This is a genomic window from Polaromonas sp., from assembly GCF_018780625.1.
Classification (GTDB): Bacteria; Pseudomonadota; Gammaproteobacteria; order Burkholderiales; family Burkholderiaceae_C; genus Polaromonas.
This window is the reverse complement of sequence record NZ_JADMJK010000168.1, coordinates 1-2,523: the sequence shown is the minus strand read 5'-3', so window position 1 is coordinate 2,523 and position 2,523 is coordinate 1. Positions and strand designations below refer to the sequence as shown.

Below are 2,523 nucleotides of genomic sequence, written 5' to 3'. Positions count from 1 at the left end.
CCGCCCGATCTGCCAGGACACCGGCATCGTCAACGTGTTCCTCAAGGTCGGCATGGACGTGCGCTGGGAAGGTTTTTCCGGTAGCCTGGACGATGCCATCAACGAAGGCGTTCGCCAGGGCTACAACCACCCCGACAACACCCTGCGCGCTTCCGTCGTGGCCGACCCGCAGTTCGACCGCAAGAACACCAAGGACAACACACCAGCGGTGATCTTCACCGAAATCGTTCCCGGCAACAAGGTGGACATCACCGTCGCGGCCAAGGGCGGCGGCAGCGAGAACAAGAGCAAGATGGTCATGCTCAACCCCGGCGACTCCGTTGTTGACTGGGTGCTCAAGACCGTGCCGACCATGGGCGCCGGCTGGTGCCCGCCCGGCATGCTGGGCATCGGCATTGGCGGCACCGCTGAAAAAGCTGTGATGATGGCCAAGGAAAGCCTGATGGACGATCTGGACATGTACGAGCTGCAGGCCAAATCGGCTGCGGGCGAAGCGCTGACCAAGGTCGAGGCCCTGCGGCTGGAACTGTTCGAGAAGGTCAACGCGCTGGGTATTGGCGCGCAAGGCCTGGGCGGCCTGACCACCGTGCTCGACGTCAAGATCAAGATGTACCCGACGCACGCGGCCAGCAAGCCGGTGGCCATGATCCCGAACTGCGCCGCGACGCGCCACGCCCATTTCGTCATGGACGGCAGCGGCCCGGTCTACCTGACGCCGCCGGCCCTTAGCACTTGGCCCGACGTGAACTGGACGCCCGACTACGTCAAAAGCAAGAAGGTCGACCTCAACACGCTGACGAAGGAAGAAGTCGCCAGCTGGACGCCCGGCCAGACCCTGCTGCTCAACGGCAAGATGCTGACCGGCCGCGACGCGGCGCACAAGCGCATTGCCGACATGCTGGCCAAGGGCGAAAAGCTGCCGGTCGACTTCACCAACCGCGTGATTTACTACGTTGGCCCGGTCGATCCGGTCAAGGGCGAGGCCGTCGGCCCGGCCGGCCCGACCACGGCGACCCGCATGGACGGCTTCACCGAAATGATGCTGGCGCAGACCGGTTTGATCTCGATGGTGGGCAAGGCAGAGCGCGGCCCGGTCGCGATTGAAGCTATCAAGAAACACCAGAGCGCCTACCTGATGGCCGTGGGCGGTGCCGCCTACCTGGTGTCCAAGGCCATCAAGCACGCCGAAGTGGTGGGCTTTGCCGACCTGGGCATGGAAGCGATTTACGAATTTGACGTGGTGGACATGCCCGTGACCGTGGCGGTGGATTCGGGCGGCACCAGCGCCCACATCACCGGCCCGGCCGAGTGGCAGCAAAAGATTGCCATGGGCGAGTTCAAGAACATTCCCGTCACCAGCGCTTGAACGAAGGCCAGATGGTGAACAACCGTGGGAGCCATCTTCTTTCAAGCAGGGGCCCCGGATCTGGCTTCGCCAGTCCGCAGGCGCAGCGGCCCCCTCGGGGGGCAGCGCAGTACGCGAAGCGACAAGCGTGGGGGCCATCTTGATCGGGGTATTTGACAGCGGCATAGGCGGCCTCAGCGTGCTCAAGGCGCTGCGGGCCGAAATGCCGCACGCGCACTTCATCTACGTCGCCGACAGCGGCTACGCGCCTTATGGGGAACGCGATGAGGCGCATGTGCTGGAGCGCTCACGCGCCATCACCCGCTACCTGCTCAGCCAGAACGTCCCGGCGATGGTGATCGCCTGCAACACGGCCACGGCGGCCGCGATTCATTTGCTGCGCGCCGAGCATCCCGGCTTGGCGCTGATTGGCGTGGAGCCGGCGCTGAAGCCAGCCGTGGCGCTCAGCCAGACCGGGCGCATTGGCGTGGTGGCCACGCGCAGCACGCTGGCCAGCGCCAAGTTTCAGGCGCTGCTGGCCTCACAGGCCGGGGGTGCCAGCTTTGTGGCGCAGGCCTGCGATGGCCTGGCGGACGCCATTGAACGCAGCGCCGAAACTGGCGACACCGCAGAAACCATAGCACTGTGCGCCCGCTACACGCAGGCCATGGGCATTTTTGGCACTGAAAACGGGCAGATCGACACGCTGGTGCTGGGTTGCACCCATTACCCGTTTGCAAGCGACCACCTGCGCGCCATGGTGGGTGGGGGCGTGCAGATCATCGACAACGGTGAGGCCGTTGCGCGCCAGACGCGGCGGCTGGTCCCCGCGTCCGTGATGCCGGCAAACGCACCGCCTGGACAGGTCAGCCTGTTCACCACCGGCCAGCCGCAAACCCTGCAGGCTGCGGCCAGGCGCTGGCTGGGTTTGCCAGACCCGGTCAAAACGCTCCTGATTTAATAGCTGCTTGTGCTCGCAGCGATTGGGCCAGAGCCCTGAATCGCTTAAAAATCAGAAACTTACGGCCGGGGCGCAGCCTGTGCGGCCAAGTCCTCTGCAGGCTCTTTCCAGCCGCCACCGAGCGTCTTGTACAGGGTGACCTGGCTTTGCAACTGGGCCAGCCGGGTTTGCACCACCGCCTGCCGTGCCGTGAACAGCGAACGCTGCGCATCGAGCA

Annotated in this window: 2 protein-coding genes and 1 pseudogene; 2 read left to right on the top strand and 1 reads right to left on the bottom strand. The window is 64.8% G+C overall.

The window, feature by feature from the left end; all coding sequences use genetic code 11:
- A partial coding sequence (locus IV091_RS13470) for a fumarate hydratase (RefSeq protein ID WP_293469559.1) occupies window positions 1–1,366 on the top strand: 1,366 nt, incomplete at its 5' end.
- Window positions 1,367–1,505: 139 nt separating this feature from the next.
- Window positions 1,506–2,306 (top strand): glutamate racemase, encoded by an 801-nt coding sequence (gene murI, locus IV091_RS13465; RefSeq protein WP_293469558.1) that lies wholly within the window; start codon window positions 1,506–1,508, stop codon window positions 2,304–2,306.
- Between the two features lie 59 nt (window positions 2,307–2,365).
- On the opposite strand, the pseudogene IV091_RS13460 reads toward murI, so the two are convergent.
- Window positions 2,366–2,523: pseudogene (locus IV091_RS13460) on the bottom strand (multidrug transporter); the annotation flags it as partial.